The 25,170-nt window shown below is 62.8% G+C and carries 23 protein-coding genes; 13 read left to right on the top strand and 10 right to left on the bottom strand.

Annotated features, from left to right (window positions below; translation table 11 throughout):
- Nucleotides 1-19 precede the first annotated feature (19 nt).
- The 6 genes from ACO06O_RS04380 to ACO06O_RS04355 all read left to right on the top strand — a co-directional run bounded on the left by ACO06O_RS04380 (nucleotide 20) and on the right by ACO06O_RS04355 (nucleotide 6,020).
- The gene (locus ACO06O_RS04380; RefSeq protein ID WP_421876675.1) at nucleotides 20-766 is read left to right on the top strand and encodes a DsbA family protein; all 747 of its coding nucleotides are present in this window, start codon (nucleotides 20-22) and stop codon (nucleotides 764-766) included.
- Entirely contained in the window at nucleotides 763-1,497 is a 735-nt protein-coding gene (sfsA, locus tag ACO06O_RS04375) for a DNA/RNA nuclease SfsA (RefSeq protein WP_421876673.1), read from the top strand. The genes ACO06O_RS04380 and sfsA overlap by 4 nt, the downstream gene beginning before the upstream one ends.
- Nucleotides 1,498-1,536: 39 nt before the next feature.
- Nucleotides 1,537-2,343 (top strand): type I methionyl aminopeptidase, encoded by an 807-nt coding sequence (gene map, locus ACO06O_RS04370; RefSeq protein ID WP_421878131.1) that lies wholly within the window; start codon nucleotides 1,537-1,539, stop codon nucleotides 2,341-2,343.
- A 34-nt stretch (nucleotides 2,344-2,377) separates the two neighbouring features.
- A complete protein-coding gene (gene radC / locus ACO06O_RS04365) occupies nucleotides 2,378-3,085 on the top strand; it encodes a RadC family protein (protein WP_421876671.1) in 708 nt (235 codons plus the stop codon).
- Nucleotides 3,086-3,225: 140 nt separating this feature from the next.
- Entirely contained in the window at nucleotides 3,226-4,182 is a 957-nt protein-coding gene (locus ACO06O_RS04360) for a TAXI family TRAP transporter solute-binding subunit (RefSeq protein ID WP_421876669.1), read from the top strand.
- Nucleotides 4,183-4,253: 71 nt separating this feature from the next.
- Nucleotides 4,254-6,020, top strand: coding sequence for a TRAP transporter permease (locus ACO06O_RS04355; protein WP_421876667.1), 1,767 nt, complete (start codon nucleotides 4,254-4,256; stop codon nucleotides 6,018-6,020).
- 16 nt (nucleotides 6,021-6,036) lie between these two features.
- On the opposite strand, the gene queF is transcribed toward ACO06O_RS04355, so the two are convergent.
- On the bottom strand, nucleotides 6,037-6,498 hold the full coding sequence (gene queF / locus ACO06O_RS04350) for a preQ(1) synthase (protein ID WP_421876665.1): 462 nt from the start codon (nucleotides 6,496-6,498) through the stop codon (nucleotides 6,037-6,039).
- 83 nt (nucleotides 6,499-6,581) lie between these two features.
- Complete coding sequence (locus tag ACO06O_RS04345; RefSeq protein ID WP_421876663.1) at nucleotides 6,582-7,712, bottom strand: DUF2336 domain-containing protein; 1,131 nt, start codon at nucleotides 7,710-7,712, stop codon at nucleotides 6,582-6,584.
- A gap of 208 nt (nucleotides 7,713-7,920) precedes the next feature.
- On the opposite strand from ACO06O_RS04345, the gene ACO06O_RS04340 reads away from it, so the two are divergent.
- The gene (locus tag ACO06O_RS04340) at nucleotides 7,921-8,364 is read left to right on the top strand and encodes a rhodanese-like domain-containing protein (RefSeq protein WP_421876661.1); all 444 of its coding nucleotides are present in this window, start codon (nucleotides 7,921-7,923) and stop codon (nucleotides 8,362-8,364) included.
- A 13-nt stretch (nucleotides 8,365-8,377) separates the two neighbouring features.
- On the opposite strand, the gene ACO06O_RS04335 is transcribed toward ACO06O_RS04340, so the two are convergent.
- From ACO06O_RS04335 to ACO06O_RS04325, 3 genes are all read right to left on the bottom strand, one after another.
- Nucleotides 8,378-11,599 (bottom strand): efflux RND transporter permease subunit, encoded by a 3,222-nt coding sequence (locus tag ACO06O_RS04335; protein WP_421876659.1) that lies wholly within the window; start codon nucleotides 11,597-11,599, stop codon nucleotides 8,378-8,380.
- 21 nt (nucleotides 11,600-11,620) lie between these two features.
- Nucleotides 11,621-12,793 carry an efflux RND transporter periplasmic adaptor subunit gene (locus ACO06O_RS04330; RefSeq protein WP_421876657.1) on the bottom strand — a complete coding sequence of 391 codons (1,173 nt, stop codon included), beginning with the start codon at nucleotides 12,791-12,793 and terminating at the stop codon, nucleotides 11,621-11,623.
- 120 nt (nucleotides 12,794-12,913) lie between these two features.
- The gene (locus tag ACO06O_RS04325; RefSeq protein WP_421876655.1) at nucleotides 12,914-13,840 is read right to left on the bottom strand and encodes a histone deacetylase family protein; all 927 of its coding nucleotides are present in this window, start codon (nucleotides 13,838-13,840) and stop codon (nucleotides 12,914-12,916) included.
- Nucleotides 13,841-14,045: 205 nt separating this feature from the next.
- Between ACO06O_RS04325 and ACO06O_RS04320 the strand changes: the two genes are divergently transcribed.
- Nucleotides 14,046-14,294, top strand: coding sequence for an exodeoxyribonuclease VII small subunit (locus ACO06O_RS04320; RefSeq protein WP_421876653.1), 249 nt, complete (start codon nucleotides 14,046-14,048; stop codon nucleotides 14,292-14,294).
- A 73-nt stretch (nucleotides 14,295-14,367) separates the two neighbouring features.
- Nucleotides 14,368-15,255: a polyprenyl synthetase family protein gene (locus ACO06O_RS04315; protein ID WP_421876651.1), complete on the top strand. Its 888-nt coding sequence runs from the start codon at nucleotides 14,368-14,370 to the stop codon at nucleotides 15,253-15,255.
- A 28-nt stretch (nucleotides 15,256-15,283) separates the two neighbouring features.
- On the opposite strand, the gene ACO06O_RS04310 is transcribed toward ACO06O_RS04315, so the two are convergent.
- The gene (locus ACO06O_RS04310) at nucleotides 15,284-16,138 is read right to left on the bottom strand and encodes a hypothetical protein (protein ID WP_421876648.1); all 855 of its coding nucleotides are present in this window, start codon (nucleotides 16,136-16,138) and stop codon (nucleotides 15,284-15,286) included.
- Nucleotides 16,139-16,440: 302 nt separating this feature from the next.
- Here ACO06O_RS04310 and dxs point away from each other — a divergent pair, with 302 nt between their 5' ends.
- From dxs to ACO06O_RS04295, 3 genes are all read left to right on the top strand, one after another.
- The gene (gene dxs / locus ACO06O_RS04305; RefSeq protein WP_421876646.1) at nucleotides 16,441-18,363 is read left to right on the top strand and encodes a 1-deoxy-D-xylulose-5-phosphate synthase; all 1,923 of its coding nucleotides are present in this window, start codon (nucleotides 16,441-16,443) and stop codon (nucleotides 18,361-18,363) included.
- A gap of 84 nt (nucleotides 18,364-18,447) precedes the next feature.
- The gene (locus ACO06O_RS04300) at nucleotides 18,448-18,846 is read left to right on the top strand and encodes a YbaN family protein (RefSeq protein WP_421876643.1); all 399 of its coding nucleotides are present in this window, start codon (nucleotides 18,448-18,450) and stop codon (nucleotides 18,844-18,846) included.
- A gap of 20 nt (nucleotides 18,847-18,866) precedes the next feature.
- Nucleotides 18,867-20,282: an MATE family efflux transporter gene (locus ACO06O_RS04295; RefSeq protein WP_421876641.1), complete on the top strand. Its 1,416-nt coding sequence runs from the start codon at nucleotides 18,867-18,869 to the stop codon at nucleotides 20,280-20,282.
- 2 nt (nucleotides 20,283-20,284) lie between these two features.
- Here the strand turns inward: ACO06O_RS04295 and ACO06O_RS04290 are convergent, their stop codons facing one another.
- The 4 genes from ACO06O_RS04290 to galU are packed head-to-tail and all read right to left on the bottom strand — an operon-like array spanning nucleotide 20,285 to nucleotide 24,651.
- Nucleotides 20,285-20,989 carry an HAD family hydrolase gene (locus tag ACO06O_RS04290; RefSeq protein WP_421876639.1) on the bottom strand — a complete coding sequence of 235 codons (705 nt, stop codon included), beginning with the start codon at nucleotides 20,987-20,989 and terminating at the stop codon, nucleotides 20,285-20,287.
- Nucleotides 20,990-20,995: 6 nt separating this feature from the next.
- Entirely contained in the window at nucleotides 20,996-22,396 is a 1,401-nt protein-coding gene (pgmG, locus tag ACO06O_RS04285; RefSeq protein WP_421876637.1) for a phosphoglucomutase/phosphomannomutase PgmG, read from the bottom strand.
- A gap of 21 nt (nucleotides 22,397-22,417) precedes the next feature.
- Nucleotides 22,418-23,734 (bottom strand): UDP-glucose dehydrogenase family protein, encoded by a 1,317-nt coding sequence (locus ACO06O_RS04280; protein WP_421878129.1) that lies wholly within the window; start codon nucleotides 23,732-23,734, stop codon nucleotides 22,418-22,420.
- A gap of 47 nt (nucleotides 23,735-23,781) precedes the next feature.
- A complete protein-coding gene (gene galU / locus ACO06O_RS04275) occupies nucleotides 23,782-24,651 on the bottom strand; it encodes a UTP--glucose-1-phosphate uridylyltransferase GalU (protein ID WP_421876635.1) in 870 nt (289 codons plus the stop codon).
- A 305-nt stretch (nucleotides 24,652-24,956) separates the two neighbouring features.
- Between galU and ACO06O_RS04270 the strand changes: the two genes are divergently transcribed.
- A complete protein-coding gene (locus ACO06O_RS04270; RefSeq protein ID WP_421876633.1) occupies nucleotides 24,957-25,133 on the top strand; it encodes a hypothetical protein in 177 nt (58 codons plus the stop codon).
- The last annotated feature ends 37 nt before the right edge of the window (nucleotides 25,134-25,170 follow it).

Here is a 25,170-nt window from a genome sequence, read left to right as displayed (position 1 = left end):
TCCGACGGAGACCGCAATCGTGTTTCGCCCCATTCGCCTTGCCATGGCCGCCCTGGCCCTTTCGACCTTCTGGACCGGCGCCGCTATCGGCCAGGATGCCGTCGATCCCGCCGAACGGGCGCGCATCGAATCCATCGTGCGGGATTATCTGCTGAAGAACCCCGAAATCATACTTGAGGCAATGCAGGTGTTGGAACAGCGGGAGACCGCCGCAACCGAGCAGCGCCGTCAGGAAGCCATTGCAGGCCTGGTCCCGACCCTGACCGCCAGTCCGCTGACGCCGGTCGTCGGCGGACCCGGCGCCGATGTCACGGTCGTCGAGTTCTTCGATTATCAATGTGGCTACTGCAAGCGCCTGTTTCCGGGGCTGAACAAGATCATGGAATCGGATGACGGCGTCCGGGTCGTCTTCGTCGAATTCCCGATCCTCGGCCCGGCGTCGCTGGTCGCGTCCAAGGCAGCATTGGCGGCCCAGGAACAGGGCTTGTACATGGAATATCATACGGCGTTGATGGAATTTCAGGGCCGACTGGACGACAAGGCGATCTATGAAAAAGCTGCCGAGGTTGGCCTGGATGTCGACCGTCTGAAGGCCGATATGCAGGATCCGAAGATCGCGCAATATCTCGAAATGACCCGGGCAGTCGCGGATTCCCTGAATGTGCGCGGGACGCCCGCCATGGTCATCGGCAACCAGTTCGTCGGCGGGTTCGTTCCCGGCGAGCAACTCGAAGCCGTGATCGAACGCGTCCGGGCGGAGGGATGAGCCTGAAATACCCGGAACCCTTGGTCGAAGCCAGGCTGCTGAAGCGGTATAAGCGGTTCCTGGCCGATATCCGGTTCGGCGGCGGCGATGAGGACATCGCCCATTGCGGCAATCCTGGTTCCATGATGGGCCTGGCCGAACCGGGCAGCCCGATCTGGGTGTCGGCCAACCGCAACCCGACGGCGAAGCTGAACTGGCGCTGGGAAATCGCGACCCAGTCCATCGACGGTGTTCCGGTTTCCGTCGGCATCAATACCAATCTGGCCAACCGGGTTGTCGAAGATGCTGTCACGCGGCGCGCCATTCCGGCTCTGGGCGGCTATGACACTCTGCGGCGCGAGGTGAAATACGGCAGCCGAAATAGCCGGATCGATCTGCTGCTGACCGATCCTGAACGCAGCGATTGCTATGTCGAGGTCAAGAGCGTCACCCTGCGCCGCCCGGACGGCCCCAATCCGGAGGCCGCGGAATTCCCCGACGCCCGCACCGAACGGGGCGCCAAGCACCTGGCCGAATTGGCCGATATCGTCCGCGCCGGCGGACGAGCGGTCATGTTCTACCTTGTTCAGCGCGGCGACTGTGCCCATTTCAGTCTTGCATCCGATATCGATCCGGCCTATGCCGCCGCCTTCGCCGACGCGCGGGATGCCGGTGTCGAAGCGATATGCTATGATTGCGCCGTTACGCCCCACGGCATAGAACTGAAGTCAGCACTGCCGTTACGGATATAGGTCCGTTTCCGGCACGCCAGAAACGAGACAGTGACCGATATGCTCTACGATACCGAAGCCGGCCGCATTAAACTGCACAATGCGGAAGATTTCGACGGTATGCGCAAGGCTGGACGTCTTGCCGCGGAGACCCTGGATTTCATTACGCCGCATGTCCAACCCGGCATCAGCACCGGCGAATTGGACCGGCTGTGTCACGAGTACATCACCGACCACGGGGCGATCCCGGCGCCGCTGAACTATCGCGGCTTTCCGAAGTCGATCTGCACCAGCGTCAATCATGTCGTCTGTCACGGCATTCCCGACGACACGAAACTTCTGAAAGACGGCGATATCATCAATATCGACGTCACGGTCATCCTGGACGGGTGGCACGGCGATACCAGCCGGATGTTCCTGGTCGGCGACAAGGTACCGGTCAAAGCGCGCAATCTGTGCGAAGTGACCTATGAATGCATGATGAAGGGCATTGAAGCGGTCCGTCCGGGCATGCGGCTGGGCGAAATCGGCCACATAATCCAATCCCATGCGGAAGCCTACCGCTTCTCCGTCGTGCGCGACTTCTGCGGACACGGTCTCGGCCGCGTTTTCCACGATGCGCCCAGCGTGCTGCATTATGGCGAACCGGATACCGGCGTCGAACTGCGCGAAGGCATGTTCTTCACCATTGAGCCGATGATCAATGCCGGGCGTTATCCGGTGAAGACGCTGAACGACGGCTGGACGGCAGTGACCAAGGACCGATCACTGTCGGCACAGTTCGAACATTCGATCGGCGTCACGGCGACCGGTTTCGAAATCTTCACTGCCTCGCCCAAGGGCTGGAACTGCCCGCCCTATACCTGACGGCCCGCCGCCGGCCCGAAAAGGACGATCCCCTGTGACCGAACCTATCGAGCCGCCGGATAACGCCGACAAACCTCACTACCAGGGACATAGAAAGCGGCTCAGAACTCGCTTTCTGAACGATCTCGGCGCCAGCATGCAGGATTACGAGCTGCTGGAGCTGCTGCTATGCCAGACGATCCCGCGCAAGGACGTCAAACCGTTGGCCAAGGATCTGATCGCCCGGTTCGGCGGCATCGGGGGCGTCCTGTCGGCGGATCCCGATACGCTGATGGCGCAAAGCGGGCTGAACGAAAATTCCGTCACAGGACTGAAGGCGGTTCAGCAAGCCGCCCTGCGCTTGATCCGACGAGACCTCGACCGGGCCGACCTTCTGTCCTCCTGGCAGGCGGTCATCGATTATTGCCGTGCCCAGATGGGCCGCGAGAGCGTGGAACAGACACGGCTTCTGTTCCTCGACGGTCGCAACCGCCTGATCGCCGATGAGGTCCAGCATCGCGGCACGGTGAACCACACCCCGCTCTATCCACGCGAGGTAGTCAAACGCGCGCTGGAACTGAATGCCAGCGCGCTGATCATGGTGCACAATCATCCGTCCGGCGACCCGACCCCGTCCCGGGCCGATATCGACATGACGGTTGCCGTACGCGATGCACTGGCCCGCATCGACATTCAATTGCACGACCATATTGTCATCTCCCGCTCCGGCCATACCAGCCTGCGCGCGGAAGGACATATCTGATCGGTGCCGACCCGGCTTCCAAACAGATTGGCGTGATCGCCGCCGCGCCTTATCTTGTCCCGCCTGTATGGCTAGATTAGTGGTGAGTTCGGTGCCGGCGCGGTCGGCACGACAGAAAAACGGCGAATGAGGGAGGTCCCATGAAACTGATTGGCAAACTGGCCGCGATCGGCCTGATGACGGCATTGCCGCTGGCGGCGGCGCAGGCGGAAACCCGCGTTACCTATAAGTCGGCGAGTTCCTCGTCGTCCTATTATCAAATGGCGGTTCAGATCGCCGAGGCCATGAAGGCCGGCACAGACGGCGGCGTCATCGTGACCGTCGAAGAAAGCCAAGGCTCGGTTCAGAACGTGATGGAAACCGCGGCCCGCACCGGCAATTACGTCTTCACCACGCCGCCGGCCCTGGTTGGCCTGGCGCAGGGCGGCAAGGCGATGTTCGAAGGCAAGTCGAACCCGCGCTTCGATGAAATCCGCGCCCTGTTCCCGATCCCGTCGCTGACCATGCATTTCGTCATGAGCAGCGACAGCGGCGTTTCCGATCTGGCCGGCCTGGAAGGCAAGACTATCCTGCTGGGCAAGGGCAGCTTCGGTGCCAATGAAGGCGAAAAGTACCTGAAAATGTTCGGTCTGGAAGGCAAGGTAAACTTGGCCGACGTCGAACTGTCGAACGCCGTTCCGGCCCTGAAGAACGGGCAGATCGACGGTTTCGTCACCGCCGGTTCCTATCCGGCGCCGAACGTCATCGAAGCGGCGGCCAGCACCGGCGTCAGCGTCCTGTCGTTGAGCGACGAACAGATCGCCGAAACCAAGCGCCTGCGGATCGTCATTCCGGCCGGAACCTATGCCGGTCAGGAGGCGGACATCGTCACCACCGGTCTGCCGGTCGTGGCGTATACGACGACGGACATGGACGAGGAAACCGCCTATCTTCTGACCAAGACCTATTGGGATCAGAAGACCAAGATGGGCAGCGACGCGGCCTGGTGGAACGGCGTGTCCCAGGACATGCTGGCCAATATCACCGGCAAGATCCATCCGGGCGCGCTGAAGTTCTACAAGGAACAGGGCTTCCCGCTACAAGACTCCCATATGTAAGACCGCGTCCCGAACGGCCGGATCCCCAAAATCGGATCCGGCCGTTCGCTGTTTAGAGTCAGGATTTCGATATGAACGTTCCGGCGCGTTACATTTGGGTCGCCCTCGGCGCAGTCTCGATCGCCTTTCATTTGTGGCTGATCTTTTCGGGTCTGATCCCGAACCTGGTATCGCGCCCGCTGCATATGGCGCTGGCGCTGCCTTGGGCGATGCTATTTATCGCCCGGACACCAACCCAACGCGCCGTCGGTGCCGCTCTGGGCGGTCTGGGCATGGCGGCCTGCCTTTGGATCGTCTGGCAGCATGATGCCCTGTCCGACCAATACGGGTTCCTGGAAGGCGATTTCCAGATGGCCGTCGCCATAGTCCTGCTGGTCACCGTCCTTGAAATGGCGCGGCGTGCCATCGGCTGGCCTCTGCCGCTCGTGGCCGCACTGGCACTGCTATACGGCCTGTTCGGTCAGCATATTCCCGGCGAGTTCGGCCACCCCGGCACGCCGCTGAAAAGCTTCCTGGGCACCCTGACCATCGCGGAAGGCGGTATTTGGGGCAGCCTGACCGGGATTTCGGTCAGCATCGTCGCGATCTTCGTCATCTTCGGGGCCGTCCTGAATGCCGGCGAGGCTGGTCAGGGCTTCATGAATGTCGCGGCCGCCGTCGCGGGTCGGCTGCGCGGCGGGGCGGCGAAGGTTTCGGTCATCTCCTCCGCGCTGTTCGGCTCCATCTCCGGCTCGGCCTCGGCGAACGTCGCGTCCACCGGTGCCATCACCCTGCCGGCCATGACACGGCTGGGCTATCCGCGCTCCCTCGCCGGGGCGGTGGAGGCGGTGGCCTCGTCCGGCGGACAGATCATGCCGCCGCTGATGGGGGCCGGCGCCTTCGTGATGGTCGAACTGACCGGCACGCCCTATACCGAGATCATGGCCGCGGCGTTAATGCCCGCCCTCCTCTATTTCGCCGCCTGCTGGTTCGGAATCGACGCCTTCTCGCTGCGCCACAAATTGTCCGGGCTGGCACCGGAAGACCGGCCGCCGCTGCGTGCCGTCTTGATCACCGCCGCCTTCTTCCTGGTGCCGTTCTCGGTCCTGTTATGGGGCATGTTCGGCGTCGGCTTCACGCCGCAATACGCCGCCTGCCTCGCCATTCTGGCCGGGGCGCTGCTGCTGATCACGGATGGCCGGCTGACCCTTGATTGGGCCCGGACCCTGGGCCGGATCGAAGCCGCCTGCCTGGCCGCAGGCAAGCAGATCGCCACCATCGCATCGATCATCCTGTGCGCGTCGATCATCATCGGCGTTCTGGGCATCACCGGTCTGGGGGTGAAGATCACATCGCTGATCCTATCCGGATCCGGCGGGATGTTGTGGCCCGCCCTGCTGCTGACGGCCGTTGCCTGCCTGGTTCTGGGCATGGAAGTACCGACCACCGCCGCCTATGTCATCTGCGTATCGATCGCCGGACCCGCGCTGATCGAACTGGGGCTGTCACCGCTGCAGGCGCATCTTTTCGTCTTCTGGTTCGCGCTCTTGAGTACGATCACACCGCCCGTCTGCGGCGCGGTTTTCATCGCCGCGGGCATGGTGGAGGAAAACTGGCTGAAGGTCGCCCTGTCCGCCATGGCGCTGGGCATCGGGCTCTATCTGATCCCGCTGGGCATGATCGCCAATCCGGCCCTGATCGAACTGTCCGACGATCCGGCCGGATCGATCCTCGCCGCGATGAAACTGGCTGTCGCCCTCGCCGCCCTGTCCTTCGGATTGATCGCGCCCCTGGCGTGGCTGTGGCGCGGTCTGCTGGTCGTCAACGGGGCGGCGCTGTTGTTCATTCCGCTGCCGTGACGGCTGCTCTAGCCGATCAGCCGCGTCCGCGATAGGTCGGGACACCCTGTTCCGGCGCCCAAACGCCGTCCGGCAAGGTGCCGTGCTGCCAGAAGACGTCGATCGGGATTCCGCCGCGCGGATACCAATAGCCGCCGATGCGCAGCCAGCGCGGCGACAATTCCGCCACCAGGCGGCGACCGATACCGACCGTGCAATCTTCATGGAAGGCGCCGTGGTTGCGGAAGGAATGCATATAAAGCTTCAGCGATTTTGATTCGACGATCCACTGATCCGGCACATAGTCGATGACCAGATGGGCAAAATCCGGCTGACCCGTCACCGGACAGATCGATGTGAATTCCGGGACGGTAAACCGGGCGACGTAGTTCGTGTCGGCATGGGGATTGGGCACCCGGTCCAGAACGGCGTCTTCGGGATTGGCGGCAGTTGCGGCCGCCTGGCCCAGTTGCGACAGGCCGGTCGTATCAGTGGTCATTGCGGGCTCCTCACACACGGTCGCGCCGATTTAGGCGATGCCGCCGGGCAACGCCAGTCAGAAATCAGGATAGAATTGAGCGATCAGGCGGCTTTGGATGCCTGTGCCAGACGGCCGAACTTGGCGAGCAGATAGTCGACATTGTCGGCGCCGAATTCCTCGACGATTTCCTCATGCTCCGTCAGGACGCGTTCCAGCAGGCGGCGCATCCGGTGTTCCGGATCGTCGTCCGTGCGTTCCATCTCCGCGCTGTGAACCATGTCCAGCGCCGACCGATAGGCCGGCAGCAGCGCCGGCGGCATGCCCGCCTTCTGATACAGCGATTTCAGGCCCAACTCGCCCTCATCATGGATCAGCATCCGGGCGTTGGCGACCGGCACACCCGCCAGGGCCGCCAAAGCGTGTTCGAAAAAGCCAAGATCACCGACGCAGAGCGCGCGCAGGATGATCGACGGGGTCAGCCGGCCATTGTTGCGAAGCTGATCGACCAGCGCGGCAATATCATCGGAATTGCCCTGGCCCGCCAGGCCCAGCGTGGCCTTTTCGCGGCTTTGCAGGATCAGGTCGGTCGCCGTCTGTTCCGGCAGCTCGTGATGCTGGACCAGATAGTCCTTCAGATGATCGGCGACCCGGGCGACCAGCTTCTCGGCAATCGTCACCGGCAGGGTCGGACGATGGACCAGCGGATCCTGAACCTGCGGGGAATCACCATAGGTCTCGACCACGCGGTTCAGGGTCTTTTCGCTGATCTCGGCGCCGGAATTGGAAACCAGCGTCACAACGGCATCCTCGTCGCCGTGTTCGACGATGGCGTCGGAAACCTTCGTCGAAACGGTGGGTCGGCCCGCGACCGCCTTGGTTCGCGCGCCCCCTTGATTCCGAACGATCTCCAGCAGGTCGGCGTCGCTCAGTGCCTCGGAGAATTGGATCATCGGCAGCGCGACCTCGTCCGACAGATCGTTCGCCAAGGATTTGGCGACGCTGCTTTCGATGTCCGGCGCGTCTTTCAGATGTTTCGAAAGCGCCGCGCGGACCCGTTCCTCCGCGTCCTTCACCATGATCCGGAAGATGTCTTCGGCGATCCGGCGTTCGGAATCGCTCAGCGCGCCAGATCCGAACTGCGCGGCGATCTTATCCGCCGCGAGAGCACGGTTGTCGGTCGACGGATCCGTCAACAGTTTCTGGACATCGGATGCGGTCAGTTTATCGGCCATGTCTGCGACTTTCTCAAAACACCACATTACGGCGAGTATGCTGCAGCGGCGCAAATACACCAATACAATACGCCTCTAGCCGTTTGACGCCAAGAGGCCCGGCCTCGCGCCGATAGTGAGACGATTCCTTGACTATGCGGCAAGGACGCCGAATGTCATTAAAAAGGTACGCAAAACTGAATGAAACCGCAAATCGACGGAACGGACCATGTCGGGGATTTTTCTCAAAACCGCCGCATTTCTTTGCCTCGCGATCGCCTTCGGGGGCGCTGCGGCGGCGCAGGACGGGGTAATCGATGCACCGACGGCGCTGCGGCTACAATCCGAGGGGTCGATCGCCATCATCGATATCAGACGCCCGGCGGAATGGCGTGAAACCGGCGTTCCAGCGGGCGCCCGCGCGATTACCATGCATCACCCGGACGGCGCGTCAGGCTTTCTGGCATCGGTATTGAGCAGCGTCGACGGCGACAAATCGGCCCCGATCGCCCTCATCTGCGCGTCTGGCGTGCGGTCGACTTGGGCCAGCACCTTCCTGGCACGCAACGGCTTCACCCAGGTCTACAACATCAAGGAAGGCGTGATGGGGCGCGGTAAGCAACCGGGTTGGATCGCCCGCGGCAATCCAATGGACCCGCCGCCTGCGCAGTGATCACGCCGCCCCTCTACTCTGCGGGTTTCAGCTTCGATTCCGTCGGTTCATCGGCCACATCCTTACGCCCGCCACCTTCCAGTATTCTCAGGAACAGGGACAAGAGCGGCGGTATAATCGCCAGGGTCAGGACGGCCGACAGCGACAGGCCGCCGACCACCACGGACCCCAATCCACGATAGATCTCGGAACCCGCGCCCGGCAGGACGACCAGCGGCGTCATACCGAACACACTGGTCAGGGTCGACATGAAAATCGGCCGGATACGGTTTCGCGTCGCCTCGACAATCGCGTCTTCCGGCGCCATCCCCTCGTCACGCAAATGATAGAGGGTCTGGTGCACGATCAGGATCGCGTTGTTCACGACGATGCCGATCAGAATGACAAAGCCCAACAGGGTCAGCATGTCCATCGGCTGGCTGATATAGAGATTCAGGACGGTCAAGCCGCCGACACCGCCCGCCATCGCCAGCGGTACCGACAGGACGATGATCAACGGATAAAAGAAGCTTTCGAACAGAACCGCCATCACCAGATAGACGATGACCAGCGCCAGAAGCAGGTCGAACTGCATGACCTCCCAGGTCTGCTCCAGCTTGTCCGCCGTGCCCGAAAGACCGATATCCACCCCGACCGGCAGACCCTGCGCCGTCAGAGGGTCGATTACCTCCGTCTGCAGCTTCTGCAAGGCAATCCCCAAAGGCATGTCGTCCTGCGGACGCAATTGCAGCGTCACCGTACGCACCCTTTCGGTGTGACGAATCTGCGTCGGCCCGGACGTCACAAGGATTTCCGCCAGAGAGCTTGTCGGCAGGATGGTGCCCGACCGCGTCACAACCGGCAGGCTTGCAACGCCTTGGGTCGCGGTAATGCCGCGCGCATCGCCGCTGAGCGTCAGGTCCATCAGCTTGCCGCCGACCGTGATCTCGGCAACCCGCAGACCATCGTTGAACGCATCAACGGTCTGGCCCAGTTCGGTCGCAGTGACCCCATTGTCCGACAAGCGTATCGGATCCGGCAGGACCCGCACTTCCGGTTCCCCCAGTTCCAGCCCGGGAATAGGTCGAACCTGGTTGCCGCGATCGAAGGGGAAAATTTGCGACACCATGCCCATGGCGCGTTGCGCAACCCCCATGACCTCTGGCAGTTCCGGGCCGCGAATGTCGATATCAATCGACCGCGACCCACCGACGCCGCGCCCGAAGATCGACGGCTGCGTGAAGAAGCCGAAGGTCCCAGGCTCCGTGAAGACCGGACGCTGAAGATAGGGCATCAGATCGGCGACGCGCGGTGCCTGTTCCTGGGTCGTGCTGGCGCCGATGAAGGTGCGCGAATTCAGGGCGACGAAGAAGAAGTTATTCATCGGCGGCGGATCGCTTTCCGCGACCTCCGCGGCAGCTTCCGTCTTTGCCTGTTCCGACACCCAGAGCGGACGGACGGCGGTTTCGACCCGGCCGGCCATCTCTCGCATCGTGTCCAGATTGTAACCCGGCGGCGGGAAGACCATGCCGAAGATGAAGTTCTGGTTGCCTTCCGGCAGATATTCCAGGTCCGGAAGCATTTTATAGGTGGCGAAAGCGGTGCCCCCGGTCATCCCGACGACCAGCAACGCGGCCAGCAGGCGGCTGCGCACGACCGCACGGGTAAGGGTCATGACGACCGACAGGAAGGCGCGTCCGAAATGATCGATACCCGGCAGTTTGAGCGGCGGGTTGTTCGGATCGCTGATCCCGGATTTCAGAAGGCCTTTCGACAGGGCGGGAATAACCGTGACCGACACCAGAAGCGACAGCATCACGGAAACCGAGATCGCGACGGCGATATCGCGGAACAGCTGACCCACCTCCAGATCCATGACCAGGATCGGAATGAACACCATCACCGTGGTCAGCGCGGATACCAGAATCGCGCCCCAGACCTGCTTTGCGCCGAGATAGGCGGCCTCCGCCACCGGCTTCCCTTCCTGGCGGTGGCGATAGATATTCTCCAGCACGACGATCGCCGCATCGACGACCATGCCGACGGCAAAGGCGATTCCCGCCAGACTGACCACGTTTAGCGACCGGCCCAGCGCCGCCATGGCGACGAAGGACGCGATTACCGAGACCGGAATCGCCAGCGCGACCACCAGGGTTGCACGAATGGACCGCAGGAAGATCAGAAGCAGGACGACAGCCAGAAGGCCACCATAGAAGATGTTACCCGTGACCAGGTCGATCGCCGAGTTGATATAGACCGTTTCGTCATAGAGCTGCTCGAGGCGCAGACCGTTGGCGGCCAATATCCCGTCGTTCAGCTCCTGTACCGCGGCGCGGATGCCGACCATCGTCTCGATGACATTGGCACCGACTTCGCGCGTCGTATTCAAGGCGATGGCCTGAATGCCGTTCGAGCGGATATAGGCGACGGAGTCCTTGTAGCCGAACTCGACCTCGGCGATGTCGCCGACCGTCACCCGGGCGACGCGGCCGGTCGATTCGTCCGTAAAGGTACGCAAGACCACCTGTTTCACACGGTCGACATTGCTGAACTCATTGTCGGTCCGCACGACATAGCGGCGCTTGCCCTCGTCGACATCCCCGCCGGTGATCGACGCGTTGGCAGCACGCAGCGTGTTCACCACATCCGAGACGGTCAGATTAAATTCCGCCATGCGGACCGGGTCGACGATGACCTGCATCTCTTCCGCGCCGCCGCCATAGACGTTGGAACCGCCGACGCCCGGCACGCGCTCCAGCCGCGCCTTGACATAATCTTCCGCGAAATCGCCGAAGGTATGCATCGGCCGTTCATTGCCGTCGGCCCGCAGCAGGCGGAACCAGGCGATCGCATTGTCCTCGGACCCGGCGGTATCCAGGGTCGGCTCGTCCGCCTCGGGCGGATAGCTGGACACCCGGTCCAGGCGGTTGGACACCAACAGCAGCGCCCGGGACATGTCCGTCCCGATCGCGAATTCCAGTTCGATCTCGGCCTGCCCATGTTCGGCAGTGCCGGTCATTTTCTCCAGGCCTTCCAGCCCGTAGAGCACGTCTTCCTGTTCGTTCAGGATTTCGCGTTCGATTTCGGCCGGCGCGGCGCCGAACCAATTCGTCGTCACCGTGATGACCGGCTTGTTCACGTCCGGCGCGAGCTGAATCGGAATGGTGGTCAGCGCGACATAGCCAAACATCACCGCCATCAGCACCGCGGCAACGACCGCGGTCGGACGGGAAATGGCGACCTTGATCAAATCCATGATGTCCCCCGATTCCCGGCCTTAGCCCGAGGTACCGCTGCGGGCTTCCGCGCCCGCTTCGTCCGCACCCGGCCAGATAACCGCCTGTCCTGGATGCAGCCGCTCATTGCCGCGCGTCACGACCAGATCGCCCGGCTGTAAGCCGTCCAGAACGACGAAGCGCGTTCCCACGGCCTCACCCAATTGTACCGGGCGCGGCGCAACCGTCCTGTCCTCGTTGACGACGAAAACGGAATTCTGGTCACCGCGCGGCATGATGGCGTCCTTGTGGACAGTTACGACGTCGCGCGCCTCGCCGACCGGCAGGTCGACGGTGACGCTCTGGCCGGCGGCCGGCGACATCGTCGTATTGTCATCGAAATCCGGGATGAAACGCACGATACGGGTTCGGGTCAGGGCATTTTCCTCCGGCACCACCGCACGGACGACGCCGCCATAGCTGATCCCATCCCCGAAATGCAGCCGAACTTCGCGGCCCATCTGCAGACCGCCGATCCGCGATGCGGGGACATCCGCCTCGACCTCCAGATAACGGTCATTGATCAGCGTGATCGCCGGATCGCCGACATTCATATAGGCGCCGCGCACCGTATGCCGTTCCAGGACGACGCCGTCGAACGGCGCGCGCACGATCCCCAGATCGACATCCAACTGCGCTTCCGCCAGCAGTGCGCGGGCGCGGGCCACCTCGGCATTCGCCTCGCCGACCTGGGCGCGGCGCACGGCGACTTCGAAGGACTTGTCTTCGCGCTGCGCCGACGAGAAGGCGGCCGAGCCCTTCAGCTTGTCCAGCCGCGCCAGTTCCTGTTCCGCCAATTGCTGTTGCGAACGCGCGGTCGCGACGGCGGCAAGAGCCGCGTCGACCGCTTCCTTGGCAACATCGCGGGACCGTTCCAGCCGGTCCATCGCCTGGGTGATCAGGATATCGCCTTCATGCACCCGGTCGCCGACCGACACATGCACCTCCAGCACCGGACCGCGCGCCAGGGCAGCCACCGTTCCGCGTTGAATCGCGACCAGACGCCCCAGAACAGGTACGGTCTGAGACAACGGTTCCTCAACCACCGCATCGACCGCAACCGGTGCGGCCTGGTTCTGGGCCATCGCGGGCACGCCGCCAACGCTCATGCCGGTCCACACCGCCGCAACCATCGCCAGTGCGCGCGGTCCCCAGTTTCCATCTACCCCGAACATAGATCCACCCAAATGTCTTAGCGCGGAAAAGCCCGCGCTGCCGAAATCAACACGCCTATACAGCCTTTCAGTGTGGCCTGGCGAGCAAAAAGAGAACATTTAGTGCATAATTCATGTACTCTAGCGCATCAGCGCCCGCACATGAGCGGCGGCCGACCGGCCCAGCGCGTCCAGGTCATAGCCCCCTTCAAGCGCCGAAACCACCCGGCCTTCCGCCGACCGTTCCGCGATCCCAACCAGCTCGTCCGTCACCCATTCGAAATCCGCCTCGTCCAGGTTTTCCTGGGCCAGCGGATCGTCACGGTGGGCATCGAACCCGGCGGAAATGATCAATAGTTCCGGCCCGAAATCCGCCAGCTTGGGCAGGACGACATCGCGATAGGCGGCGCGAAATTCTTCCGATCCCGCATAGGGCGGCAACGGCACATTCACGATATTCTGCGCCACGCCCGTCTCCGACGCCCGACCGGTGCCTGGATAGAGCGGCATCTGATGCGTCGAGCCATAGAAGAACATCGGCTCGTTCTCGAACATCGCCTGGGTGCCATTGCCGTGATGCACGTCGAAATCGATCACCGCCACCCGGTGCAGGTGATAGACGTCCCGGGCATGGGCCGCGCCGATCGCGACATTGTTGAACAGGCAGAACCCCATGGTCCGGTCCGGCTCGGCATGATGTCCGGGCGGCCGCACGGCGCAGAAGGCGCGCTTCGCCTCGCCCTTCATCACCGCATCGACCGCCGCGACCACACCACCCGCCGCGCGCAAGGCTGCCTCGCGCGATCCGGCGCTGACCGCCGTGTCGGCATCGATCTGCACCCGCCCTTCCGTCGGGAAGGCCGCGAACAAGCCGTCGACATAATCCGCCGGATGCATCAGCAAAAGGCGGTCCCGATCTGTCTCAGGCGCTTCGCGGCGCTCCAGCTCCGCGAAATCCGGCCCTTCCAGCGCCGACAGAACCGCCGCCAGGCGCGCGGGCTGTTCCGGGTGCCCGGCGCCCATGTCGTGGCCGGCGCAGGCGGGATGGGTGAAAAGCAAGGTGCGCATCGCTACAATTTCCCTAGAAACATGCCGGTAGATCGTTCCGGTCGCGGCGAAGAGTGGAACCGGATCCATCCATTTGCAACCATCCTCGCCTACGCCCCTTATCCCGGTCCTCCAAATCCCGTTCCTCCAAGCGCCGGTTGCACGGCGGGGCCGGTGCGCCCTACACTCCCTCTTCGAAGGGACACCCATCAGCGACAGGATTGGCATGACCGACGCGACCTCCCCGGATATCGGCGCGCTTTCGTTCGAAGAGGCGATGAGCGAGTTGGAATCGATCGTCCGGAAACTCGAATCCGGCGAGATCAAGCTTGAGGAAAGCATCGACGCTTACGAGCGCGGCTCCAAACTGAAGGAGCATTGCCAGAGCAAGCTGCAAAACGCCAAGGCGCGGATCGACAAGATTTCGATCGGGCCGGACGGGTCCGCCCGCGCCGAACCGGCCGATATGGACTGAGTATCGGCTGCGACGAACTTCGCGCCGGGAAGCCGGCGCGTCCATCGACCCTTTTTGTTAAGGACGAAACGGAATGACCGATCTCGCGCGGGCCATGGCGGCCCTGGCCGCCGGCCTGGAAGATGTCCTGGACCGGCTGCTGCCGAAGGACGAAGCCCCGGAGCGGGAACTTCTGGACGCCATGCGCTATGCCACGCTGGATGGCGGCAAGCGGATCCGCCCCTTCCTGACCGCGCAGAGCGCGGGCCTTTTCGGTGTATCCAACAATTCCGCCCTGCGCACCGGCGCGGCGCTGGAAATGGTCCATTGCTATTCGCTGGTCCATGACGATCTTCCGGCGATGGATGACGACGCCCTGCGCCGGGGGAAGCCGACCGTCCACAAGCGGTATGACGAGGCGACGGCGATCCTGGCCGGCGATGCGCTGCTGACCCGCGCCTTCGAGGTTCTGGCGTCGGATTCGACCCACTCCAACCCGGCGGTCCGCGTCGAACTGGTCAAAGAACTGGCGAAGGCGGCGGGCGCGCATGGCATGGTCGGCGGTCAGATGATCGACCTGAAAGCGGCCGATGGCGCCCTGGATATCGGCGCCATAACCCGGTTACAGCGCCTGAAGACCGGGCGGCTGATCGACTTCGCCTGCCAGGCCGGGGCGATCCTGGGCCGCGCGCCCCTGGCCGCGCGTGAGGCGCTGCGCGGCTACACCCACGATCTCGGCCTCGCCTTCCAGATCGCCGACGATTTGCTGGATGTCGAAGGCGATGCGGAAACCATGGGCAAGGCCGTGGGCAAGGACGCGGACAAGGGAAAGGCGACCTTCGTGTCGATCCTGGGCGTCGAGCGTGCCCGCGACCAGGCCAACCGTCTGGCCGACCAGGCGGCACATCACCTGAAGCCTTTCGGCGACAAGGCCGACCTGCTGCGCGACCTGGCGCGGTTCGTAGTGGAGCGGAAACACTAAAGGCAATGAAGGCTGTAAACCCAAAGCATCAAGGCGAACCGTTTCCGAACGTCCCGCTTATTTGCCAAACAGTCGCTTGGTGCTCATGGAAACTACCTCCCAAGTTTAGACCCGCCTTGGACAAAGACGTTTTCAGTGAGCCGTTCACACCAAAATCGTCCTCGTAAGTTACACTTAGTGTGAAGTCCTTCAGTCCGAATTTCATTCGGCCCTTGGCAATTGTTTGCCATGTCGGCTCGTGCTGAAACCAGATCAGATCATCCGGAGCCATCGGTGCGTCTGTACCGGACAAAGTCGCTTTGTAGAGCATTTCGACTTTTTTGGCTTTCTGGCCTTTCGCCTCGGCTTCGACGGAAGCGGCAGAACCACCCAAAGGCGCACTAATCAGAGAAGAAAACTCCCTACCCCACCCTTTCACGCATTGCACAGAAATCTCTGTCGCCCCAAGGGCCATCAACAATTCCAATGACTCGCAGAACTTCTGCTCAAACATAATTCTGTGGAAATCCGCCATTGGAAAATAGACATTCGGGAGAGAAGGGTGTCCAACGTAAACGATACCGTCCCTCGGGTGGCCGGGCGGAAATCGGAGACTGACCGACTCCTTACGACCAACCGGTAGTACGCGAACGCCGTTCTCGTTAGCTCTTGCCCAGGCGCGGATCGCTTCGCGCGTTACTTCAGCAGCCAACCGTGTGAACGGTATCGGCACCGCATCCAGCACTGCGGTCTCCGCAAGTCGGCGCCAATCCACACCATCTTTTTTCTTGGTGTTCTCGACGTTCTGAACTTCGTCAGTGTATTCAGCCAGCTTGTCCTCTGTGACGACGATCAGTTGTCTATCACTGTAGTGTCTGTCGAGGAGTGCCTCATGTGCCGTCATAACCCTCACCCTTAGCCATATCCGAGATAGTTGTCTTAAAACACAATCTAAAATTCTAGATAAACTCAAACTTTACATTCAACAAAAATCTATGGTTGAAGAGACTTGAATTCGCGGCTGGTAATTTGTGCGGCAATCAAGAGTACAGATCGTCGCCGGTTCAAATGTGATTGAGAGTGAAGACTACGGTGCCCCATGAGCACCGCCGTCTTGCCGCGCCGGATTTGGCTGGAAAACGCCGCTATTACGGGCTAGGTGTTTGCTGGATTGTGACAATTGCTACTAGGCAAGGCAGCGATACAGTGACCGACGCCACGCCCCTTCTCGACCAAATCACCGTTCCGGCCGATCTGCGGAAACTGGATTCCAGCCAGTTACGTCAGGTGGCGGACGAATTGCGCAGCGCGACGATCCGCGCGGTGTCCCAGACCGGCGGCCATCTGGGCGCGGGGCTGGGCGTGGTCGAACTGACCGTGGCCCTGCACTATGTCTACAACACGCCCGCCGACCGGCTGATCTGGGATGTCGGGCATCAATGCTATCCGCATAAAATCCTGACCGGGCGGCGCGAGCGCATCAACACGCTGCGCCAGGGCGGCGGGTTGAGCGGCTTCACCAAGCGGGCGGAAAGCGAATACGACCCGTTCGGCGCAGCGCATTCCTCGACCTCCATTTCGGCCGGGCTGGGCATGGCCGTGGCGCGCGATCTGAAGGGCGGCGACAATCATGTCGTCGCGGTGATTGGCGATGGCGCCATGTCGGCCGGCATGGCCTATGAGGCGATGAACAATGCCGGGGCGACCAATTCGCGCCTGACCGTGATCCTGAACGACAACGACATGTCCATCGCCCCGCCCGTCGGCGCGATGAGCGCCTATCTGTCGCGGCTGCTGTCGTCGAAATCCTATCTGAGCCTGCGCGAGATCGGGAAGCACATCGCCGAACGCTTCCCGCGCCAGTTCGAACGCGCCGTCGAGAAGGCGGAGGAATTCGCCCGCGGCTTTGTGACGGGTGGCACGCTGTTCGAGGAAATGGGCTTCTATTATGTCGGTCCGATCGACGGTCATAATCTGGAGCATCTGCTGCCGGTTCTGAAGAATGTGCGCGGCGCGCGCGATGCCGGCCCCGTGCTGATCCATGTCGTCACTCAGAAAGGCAAGGGCTACGGCCCGGCTGAGAATTCCGCCGACAAGTATCACGGGGTCGCCAAGTTCGACGTTGTGACCGGCGCCCAGCACAAGCCGAAGCCCAATGCCCCCGCCTATCAGAACGTCTTTGGCGAGGTTCTGTCGAAGCTGGCGGAAACAGACGACAAGATCGTCGCCATCACTGCGGCCATGCCGTCGGGTACGGGCGTGAACCTGTTCGAAAAGGCACATCCCGAACGCACCTTTGACGTCGGAATCGCCGAGCAGCATGCGGTGACCTTCGCAGCCGGGCTGGCGTCGGAAGGCTATCGTCCTTTCGCGGCGATCTATTCGACTTTCCTGCAGCGCGGCTATGATCAGGTCGTCCATGACGTCGCGATTCAGAAGCTGCCGGTTCGCTTTGCGATCGACCGCGCGGGCTATGTCGGTGCCGACGGTCAGACCCATTGCGGGGCGTTCGATCTGGCCTATCTGTGCTGCCTGCCGGATTTCGTGGTCATGGCGCCGTCTGACGAGGCGGAACTGGCCCATATGGTCGCCACGGCCGTCGGGATCGACGACCGACCATCCGCCATCCGCTATCCGCGCGGCGAAGGCACCGGCGTCGAAATGCCGGAAACACCGAAGGCGCTGGAGATCGGCAAGGGCCGCATCCTGCGCGAGGGCAAGACCGTCGCCATTCTGTCACTGGGCACACGACTGCAGGACGCGCTGTCCGCCGCCGACGATCTTGCGGTGCGTGGCTTTTCAGCCACCGTCGCCGATGCGCGCTTCGCCAAGCCCATCGACACCGCTTTGGTGCGGCGCTTGGCGGAAACCCATGACGTTCTGATCACGGTCGAGGAAGGCTCCATCGGCGGCTTCTCGGCGCAGGTACTGGATTTCCTGACCCGGAACGACCTGTTGCAGGGCCTGAAACTGCGCACGCTCTATATGCCGGATGCCTTCCTGGATCAGGAAAAGCCCGCGGTCCAGGTTGCCCAGGCAGGACTGGATTCGGCGGGTATCGTCGCCGCCGCCCTGTCGGCGCTGGGGGCCGATCGGACCGACGGTGCCGAAAAGCCCGCCCGCGCCTGACGGGACGCCGACCGGCATTCCGATCGTTCCGGGACCGGCATTCGCCCGATGCGTGAACCGCGACCGTCTCGGATAGACCGGCCCATGCCCCGTTTCGTGTTTCTGATCCTAGGTTTTTTCTTTACCGGGCTTGGCCTCGTCGGGGCCTTCGTTCCCTTGCTGCCGACCGTTCCTTTCCTGCTGCTGGCCTTATGGTGCTTTGCCAGATCGTCCCAGCGATTTCACGATTGGCTGTATAACCATCCGCGCTGGGGACCGCCGCTGCGGCAATGGAATCAATACGGCGTCATTCCGCTCAGGGCCAAGATCGCGTCCTGTTCGATGATGACGCTCAGCATGGCCATCATGCTGTGGACGACCGACCTTCACCCGCTGGGTTATATCGGGATCGGATCGTTCCTTTTGTGCGTCGGTATCTGGATTGCGACACGGCCGGGTCGCGTTCCCGCCGTCGCGGAAGAGCAAGCTTCCCCTCCTCAGTGAAATGGGTCATAAGCCCCGGCATGACCCAGACCCAACGTCATGCGGACGCGCCGGCCATCGGCCGGTGGGCGGAGACCGGCGCGACTCTGTCGCTCGCCGGACCAATGATCATGACCATGGTCGCCGTCATCGCGATGGAGACGGTGGACACGCTGATGATCGGCCGCTTGGGCGAGGAAGCCCTGGCGTCGGCGGCACTGGCGCTGAACGCTTGGTTCATCTTTCTGCTGTTCGGTATCGGCGTGTTGGGTGCGGTGTCATCCTTGGCGTCCCAGTCCGTTGCGATCGGCGACGACCGCGGCGTCCGGCGCAGCGCCCGCCAGGGCCTATGGGCCGGACTGATGATGGGCACCCCCTTCGCCATCATTCTCGGCTTCGCGGAACCGATCCTGATGGCGCTGGGCCAGGAACCGGCGATCGCGGCCGGGGCCCAGGACTATCTGAACTGGATGGGCGCAGCGCTGATCGTCGTCTTCCTGAACGTGCCGCTGCGCCTGACCATGGCATCCTATGGCGTGACGATCCCGGCCATGCTGATCGTCTGGTCCGGCGTGCCGCTGAACGCGCTGTTGAATTGGGTGTTCATGTTCGGCGGGCTGGGCGGTCCGGAAATGGGTCTGGCCGGTGCGGGGCTTTCGACGTTTCTGGTCGATGTCTACATTTTCCTCTGCGCCGCGGTCTATGTGTTACGCGCACCGCTGTTCGCGCGCCTGAATCTGTTTGCGAATTTCTGGCGCCCGGACTGGCAGCGCTTCCGGCAGTTGATGGCCATCGGCCTGCCGGCCGGCGGCACCTCGGTCCTGGAGCACGGCCTGTTCGCCGCAACCGCGATCATGATGGGCTGGGTCGGCGTCACGCAATTGGCCGCCCATCAGGTGGCGATCCAGATCATGTCGATCACCTTCATGCTGCCCTTCGGCCTGTCGCAGGCGGCGACGATCCGCGTTGGGCTGGCCGCCGGAGCGCGCGATCTGGCCGCCGTCCGGCTGCGCGGGCGGACCATCTATTACCTGTCGGCGGTTTCCATGGTCGGCGCGGCGATCCTGTTCTGGACGTCGGGCGAGTTCCTGGTCGGCCTGTTCCTGGCGGCGGACGATCCCAACCGTGCCGAGATCGTCGAGTACGGCACAATGTTCCTGGCCATCGCGGCCCTGTTCCAGCTCGTCGACGGGACACAGATCACGGGCGGCGGAATTCTGCGCGGCCTGAACGACACGATGATCCCGATGCTGATGGCCATTGTCGGCTATTGGGTTCTGGGTGTCCCCGCCGCCTATGTCATGGCCTTCGAATTCGGTCTCGGCGGCGCCGGGATCTGGTACGGCGTCGCGCTGGGCCTGACGGCCTGTGCCATCGGCGCGGTCTGGCGGTTCCACTATGTGACCGGGGGCCCGGACCGGGCGTTCCGGCGTCTGGCGAAGACCGACGCCGGATAAGTCTAGGCGATCAGTCGCGGCAAATCCGAGATCGATTCCAGCACGACCGCTGCCCCGGCGGCGGTCAATTCCGCCCTGTCCGACGTCCCGGTCAGCACGCCGATCCCCGCCGCGCCGGCATTGGCCGCCATTTCCATGTCGTGACGATTGTCGCCGACGACCCAGACCTCCGCCGGGGAGATGTCGGCCGCCGCACAGAACCCATGGACCATGCCCGCTTCGGGTTTGCGCCCATGGCCGCTGTCGAAACCGACCGCAAAGACGAAACGGTCCATGACATCGAACGGCGCCATGGATTGCCGCAGACCGTTCTTGCTGTCGGCGGTGGCGATGCCCAGCGCCAGGCCCAGACCGGATAGCACATCCATCAAACCGGCCAGAGCGCAGACCGCCGTCGGTTCCATGTAGCGCGGAAATGCCTCGTCCAGATAAGCGACGATTTGGTCGATCGGCTGGTCTTCCGGCAGCATCGGCCGCCAGAGCTGTGCGATATCGTCCAGATCGCCTGCCGCCAGCGCCGATCCGGACAGGATGCGATCAGCCGCCGCGTCCCAGCCCCCGGCAACCAACAGGCGTGCCGCCAGATCGTCGTCGCCCCGGGCCAGATCCCGCGCAACGGCCCGGTTCGCCGGCATCCAGGTGGCGTGATAGTCGAGCAGCGTGCCGTCCTTATCGAACAGAATGCCGCGCGGCTTGGGCAGGGTCATGATGGATCAGCCGGCCAGCAGACTGTTCTTCTGAAGCCGAATCCCGCTGAGCGACAATTGGTCGGTCAGTTCCTTTTTCAGGAAGCCAAGCGATTTGTCGTCGGGCGCTTCGCAGCGCGCGACCAAGGCCGGTTGCGTATTGGAGGCGCGCAGCAGCCACCAACCGCCGGTGCTGGACACCCGCACGCCGTCGATATCGTCCATATCCGCCCCGGCATCGCGCAGGCGCGTCTGAACCTCCTCGATCACGTCGAACTTGCGCTTGTCGTCGACATCGATCCGGATTTCCGGCGTGTTCACCATCTTGGGCAATTCGTCCAGCAGGTCCGACGCCTTCTTGCCGCTTTCGGCGACCATGGCCAGGAAACGCACGGCGGTATAAAGCGCGTCGTCATAGCCATAGTACTTGTCGGCGAAGAAGATATGGCCGCTCATCTCACCGGCCAGCGGGGCGTTGTGCTCAAACATCTTCGTCTTGATGATCGAATGACCGGTCGGGCACATGACGGGCTTGCCGCCCAGGCGCTCGATCTCGTCGAACAGGACCTGGCTGGCCTTCACATCGGCCAGAATCGCGGAACCGGGCATCCGGCGCAGCACGTCGCGCGCCAGCAGCGCCAGCAACTGGTCGCCCCAGATGACGCGGCCCTTGTCGTCGACCACGCCGATCCGGTCGCCGTCTCCGTCGAAGGCGAGGCCGACATCCAGCTTTTCGGTCAGGACCAGGTCTTTCAACTGCGCCAGATTGGATTCGACCGTCGGATCCGGATGGTGGGCGGGGAAAGTCCCGTCCACCGTCTCGTTGATCAGAAGATGTTCGCCCGGCAGCCGGTGCGCGAGGCGCAGAACAATCGGGCAGGCCGCGCCATTGCCGGGATCCCAGCCGACCCGCAACCCCTTCTTGGTCGGATAGTCGAGCGACAGACGCGACGCATAGGCACCCAGAGCATCGGTTTCCACCGTGCCGCCGGACGCGCGGGCCCAGACCCCGCGCGACGCCAGATCCCTCAGACGGCGGATCTCGCTGCCATAGAACGGCATGCCGTTCAGTACCATCTTGAACCCGTTATATTCCGGCGGATTGTGCGAACCGGTGACCATGATCCCCAGCGACGCCTTCAGCATCTTGGCGGCGAAGTAGAGACAGGGCGTCGGCACCAGCCCGATCCGCAGGACATACAGCCCGCAAGAGGCCAGACCCCGGCAAAGCTCCTCCTCCAGCATCGGAGAACTCATCCGGCCGTCATAGCCGACGACCGCGATCCGGCCGCTGCCGGCAACGGCGATCGTGCCCATGGTGCGCCCCAAGGCGAGCGCATCCGACGCCGTCAGCGTATTGCCGACGATTCCGCGAATGTCATATTCGCGCAGAATGCTCGGGTCGAAACGATGGCCCGCAGCCGACATTGTCTAACACCCCTTCAAACCCTACCCAGTGGCCAAAACCCGGCCGACGCTGGCATAGGTGAACCCCCGTGCCGCCATGTCATCGGGATCGAACAGATTCCGCAAGTCAATCATCACCGGACGCGCCAGAGTTTTTAGAACTCGGTCCAGGTCCAGTGTGCGGTAAGCCGTCCATTCGGTGACGATTACGGCCGCATCCGCGCCGTTCATGGCTTCATATGCATTATCGGCCCATTCGACCCCGGAGAGAAGGGATTTCGCGGATTCCATCCCCTTGGGATCGTGGACCACCACTTTCGCACCCTGTTCCTGCAGCCCCGCGACAATGTCGATGGACGGGCTTTCGCGCATATCGTCGGTCTCGGCCTTGAAGGTCAGGCCCAGCACAGCAATGGTTTTGCCGTCGATGCTGTCGCCCATCGCACGCGCCACGCGCTCCGCCATCGACCGTTTACGATGATCGTTCGATTCCACAACAGCCTCGACAATCCGGCTCGGCGCGCCATGACGCCGCGCGGTCGCGACCAGTTCCAGCGTATCCTTCGGAAAGCACGACCCGCCATAACCGGGGCCGGGCATCAGGAATTTCGGCCCGATCCGCGTATCCATGCCGATGCCGCGCGACACTTCATGGACATTCGCGCCGGTGCGCTCGCAGACATCCGCGATCTCGTTGATGAAGGCGATCTTGGTCGCCAGGAAGGCGTTGGCCGCGTATTTGATCAGCTCCGCCGATTCCGGATCGGTGACCAGCAGCGGGACCCCACGGTCGGTCAGCGGCTTATAGACGCCTTCCATCACATTGCGCGCCTTTTCGCTGCGCACGCCGACGACAACCCGGTCCGGCTCCAGGAAATCGTCGACCGCCGCCCCTTCCCGCAGGAATTCGGGGTTCGAGACGACTTCGTACTCATCCGGATTGCGGATACGCGCGATGATCTCCGAGACCTCACGGGCGGTCCCGACCGGGACCGTGGACTTATCCACGATGACCGTGAATCCCGTCATCGCGGTCGCGATCGCCTCGGCTGCGGCATGGACATAGCGCATGTCGGCATGGCCGTCTTCCGGGCGCGGCGGCGTGCCGACCGCTACAAAGGCCGCGTCCGCGCCGGGTACCGCCTCGGAGACTTCCGTCGTGAAGGACAGACGGCCCGCCTCGACATTGCGCTTCACCAGCTCTTCCAGACCCGGTTCGTAGATCGGAATGATCCCGGCTTCCAGCTTGCGGATCTTTTCCGGGTCGATGTCGACGCAGGTCACGGTGTGGCCCAGATCGGCGAAACAGGCGCCGGAAACGAGCCCGACATATCCGGTGCCGATCATTGCGATACGCATCATTGTCTTCCTACCTCTCCCCGCCTCGGCGGTTCGATATCGGCGGCTCAGCGAAAGCGCGCCAGGGTCTCACGGGTGGCCTCGGCCAAATCCGGCCGCGCCAAGGAATAGGCGATATTCGCGGCCAGCCAACCGGTCTTGGTGCCGCAGTCGAAGCGTTCGCCTTCGAAGCGCAGGCCGTGGAACGGCTGACGGCCGATCAGTTTCGCCATCGCGTCGGTCAGTTGGATCTCGCCGCCCGCGCCCTTCTCGTGGCGCGCCAGATGCTCGAAAACCTCGCCATCCAGAACATAGCGGCCGATGATCGACAGGGTCGACGGCGCGTCCTTCGGATCCGGCTTCTCGACCAGACCGTCGATCCGCGCCAGGCGTTCGGCCGCGTTGGGCGTATCCAGGATGCCATAACGATTGGTCTGCTCGCGCGGCACGTCCTCGACCGCGACGACATTGCCGCCTGTCTCCGCATGGGCGTCGATCAGCTGCTTGATGCAGGGCGTTTCGGACAGGACCAGATCGTCCGGGGAAATGATCGCGAAGGGTTCGTCGCCGATCATGTCGCGCGCGCACCAGATCGCATGGCCCAGCCCCAGCGCCGCCGTCTGACGGACATATTTGATGCTGCCGGGATCGGGCAGGAAATCCAGGATCTGGCCCAGCTCTGCGGTCTTGCCGCGCGCTTCCAGCGTCGCCTTCAACTCGAAGGCCAGATCGAAGTGATCCTCCATCGCCTGTTTGCCGCGCCCGGTGACGAAGATGAACTCCTCAATCCCGGCGGCGGCGGCTTCTTCGAAGGCGTATTGGATCAGCGGCTTGTCGACCAGGGTCAACATTTCCTTCGGGATCGCCTTGGTGGCAGGAAGGAAACGGGTACCGAGACCGGCGACCGGGAAGACGGCCTTTCTGACGGGTGCGGGCATGACTTTCTCCCGAAGGCGGCAGGAACGCCGGGAACGGCGGAACCGGGGGTCCGCAGCGTATTGCCATACGCCGCCCGGTCTGGGCAAGCGTCCCGGCATTCCGCGGCCCCGGTGTCACCGAAAGGTCACGTAAGCTGCCGGCCCGGGGCGCAGATGGTAAGACATTTCGCCCATTCATTGATCATACCTATGAAAACCAATTCAATATCGGCCATTGTTATGTCTTGTTTGGGAACGGGTAGACGCGGGCGCGGACTCCGCCTAGGAGACAGGAATCGCGCCATCGGGAAATCAGGGGTTCAGGCATGTTGGACATCATTTGGACCATTGCGCCGATCTTCCTGCTGATCGTCCTGGGCAATTTACTGCGCCGGAACGGCATTCCGTCGGTGGAATTCTGGAACCTGAAAAGCAAAAACTTGCTGTCAGGCGCAGAAAACTTGGCCTTTCATCGGGGCGGTACTTCGCTAGGACAACACTAGGACAATTTCGGGCCGGACCGTTGTTCTATCTGTGGTC

Origin of the sequence: Pacificispira sp. (genome assembly GCF_965228185.1) — a bacterium.
Lineage (GTDB): Bacteria > Pseudomonadota > Alphaproteobacteria > UBA8366 > Aestuariispiraceae > Pacificispira.
This window is presented reverse-complemented; position numbering and strand designations above follow the sequence as displayed.